Annotated in this window: 1 protein-coding gene; it reads left to right on the top strand. The window is 74.9% G+C overall.

Translation table 11 applies throughout. The features are described from left to right. Positions 1-2699: alpha/beta fold hydrolase (locus AB0I77_RS53255; protein ID WP_363290282.1), on the top strand; the 2699-nt coding region annotated here is incomplete at its 5' end. Positions 2700-2819 lie beyond the last annotated feature (120 nt).

Below are 2819 nucleotides of genomic sequence, written 5' to 3'. Positions count from 1 at the left end.
CGAGGCGGGCGGGTGTGTCGGCGTTCGGGATCAGTGGCACCAATGCCCACGTCATCCTCGAAGAAGCCCCGGAAATCCTTGAAGAAGCCCCCGAACCGCAGCGGCCCGAACAGTCCGGGACCGGCACCCCGCTCCCGCTCACACCCTGGGTCCTGTCGGCCCACCGGCCCGAGTCGCTGGCCCGGCAGAGCGACCGCCTGCGCTCCGCGCTCACCGACGACCTCTGCGCGCATGACATCGGCTACTCGCTCGCCACCACCCGCGCCGCCCTGACCCACCGCGCCGTCGTCCTCGGAACCGACACCCCGGCGATGGCCGCCGCCCTCACGTCCCTCGCAGCGGGGACGCCCACACCGGACATCGTCAGCGGCACCCTCACCGAGGGCGGCACGGCCTGGCTGTTCACCGGGCAGGGCAGCCAGCGCCCGGGAATGGGACGGGAGTTGTACGCCCGGTTCCCCGTGTTCGCCAGGACCTTCGACGAGGTGTGCGCGCACCTCGACGGGGAGTTCGACGGCATGGCCGGCTTCACAACGGGCGTACGGGACGCGGTGTTCGCCCCGGAGGACTCGGCGGAGGCCGCGCTGCTGGACCGTACGGGATATGCGCAGGCCGCGCTGTTCGCCGTACAGGTCTCCCTCGTGGAACTGCTGCGCTCCTGGGGGACCGAGCCCGACTGCGTCGTCGGCCACTCGGTGGGCGAGTTCGCGGCCGCGTACGCCGCCGGGGTCTTCGAGCTGCCGGATGTGGTGCGGCTGGTGGCGGCGCGGGCCCGGTTGATGCAGGCGCTGCCCGAGGGTGGCGCGATGGCCGCGATCGAGGCCACCGAGGACGAGATCGCCGGGGCACTGGGCGCGGACGTCGCGCTGGCCGCCGTGAACGGGCCGCAGGCCGTGGTGGTGTCGGGCGCCGAGGGCGCCGTCGATGCCGTGGTCGCCGACTTCCGGGAGCGCGGGCGCCGCGCGGGCCGGCTACGGGTCAGCCACGCCTTCCACTCACCGCTGATGAAGCCGGTCCTGGACGACTTCGCCGCCGTGGCCGACGGCATCACCTGTCGCACGCCCACCGTGCCCGCCGTCAGCTCCGTCACCGGGAAGGCCCTGCGGGACGGTGACTGGACCACCGCCCGCTACTGGGCGGACCAGATCGTCGGGCCCGTACGCTTCCACGACGCGCTCGCCACCGCCACCGCCGGCCAAGGGGCCGACCGGCTCCTGGAGATCGGCCCCGACCCGGTCCTCACCGCGCAGGCGCCCGCCGGGACCGCCGTCGCCGTCAGCGTGTTGCACCGCGACCGGGCGGAGGTCACCACGCTGCTCACCGCCCTCGCCGAGGTCTTCGTCCACGGCACGGACGTCGACTGGGGTGCCCTGTTCGCCGGGACCGGCGCGCGCCGAGTCGACCTGCCGACGTACGCCTTCCGGCGCCGCCGCTACTGGCTGCCCGACCGTACGGGCGAGAACGGCGCGATGAGCTTCCTCGGAATCTCGCAGGTCCCTGGCGAGTTCCCCTCGCCCGCCGAGCCCGCATCCCTGGCCACCCCCGCCGACCGCCTCCGCTCCCTGCCTCCGGCCGAGCGCGAGAGTGCCGTCCTGGAGCTCGTCGTCGCGCAGGTGGCCCAGGTCCTCGGGCACACCGACACCGGCGAGGTCGGTGTCACACAGCGGTTCCTCGAACTGGGCTTCACCTCCCTGTCGCTCGGCGACCTCCGCAACCGCGTCGGCCGCGCGTGCGGGGTCCAGCTGCCGGCCTCCGCCTTCTACGAGCACGCCACACCGCGTGCCGTCGCCGCGCACGTCAGCGGTGAACTGGCCGGCAGGGACAAACCGTCGACGGCGGCCACGGACTCCGTGACCGCGCTCGTGCGCTACGCCTTCGAGCGGGAGCAGTACGACAAGGCACTGGACATGCTGCACCTCGCGGCCGCGATGCGGCCGGGGTTCGGCCTGATGGACACGCCGCCCGGCGCGGCGGCCGACCTGGACGCGCCTCCCCGCACGACGGCCCTCGGGCCCCGCCCGGTCCGGCTCGCCACCGGCACGGAGGGCGAGGCCCTGCTGTGCCTGCCGTCCCTGGTCGCGCCCGCCACCGCCTACCAGTACTCCCGGTTCGCCGCCGCCCTGCACGGCACCCGCGACGTCTGGGTGCTGCCCGCACAGGGCTACGCCCCCGGCGAGCCGCTGCCCGACAGCCCCGAGGCCGCCGCGGCCCGGCAGGCGGAGGCCGTCCTCGCCGCCTTCGGGGACAAGCCGCTCACCCTCGTCGGCTACTCCTCCGGCGGCTGGCAGGCCCACCTCCTGGCCGCCGTACTGACCGAGGCGGGCGCACCGCCGCGCGCCCTGGTGCTGCTCGACTCGCCGCAGACGTCCGACGAGAATCTCGCCCTCGCCATGCTCGCCACCTCCTGCCGGCTCATGCGGGACTTCCCCGACGTCCCGGTCGACGCCGACCAGTTGACCGCGACCGCCCACTACGGCCGCCTGTTCACCCGGTGGCGGCCCGCGCCCGCCGCCGACGTGCCGCGGACCCTGTTCGTGGCCGCCGCCGAGCACGATCCCGCCCTGCTCCTGGGCGCCGACCGGCCCGCCTGGCCGCTGCCGCACGAGCAGGTGGAGGTGCCCGGCAACCACGTCAGCCTGCTGGACGGCGACGCCGACACCACCGCGCGGGCGGTCCACGGCTGGCTGCTGGAGCGCTGAACACGTCGAGGGGCGCGCCGCCGGGTGGGGGGGGGGGCGGGGAGAGGGTGAGCGGGGGGGCGTGTGGGAGGGATAGTGGTGGCGGAGGTTAGGGTAGAGGGGGGGGGGGCAGGAGAGGGA

It is taken from the genome of Streptomyces sp. NPDC050619 (assembly GCF_040654815.1).
Classification (GTDB): Bacteria; Actinomycetota; Actinomycetes; order Streptomycetales; family Streptomycetaceae; genus Streptomyces.
This window is presented reverse-complemented; position numbering and strand designations above follow the sequence as displayed.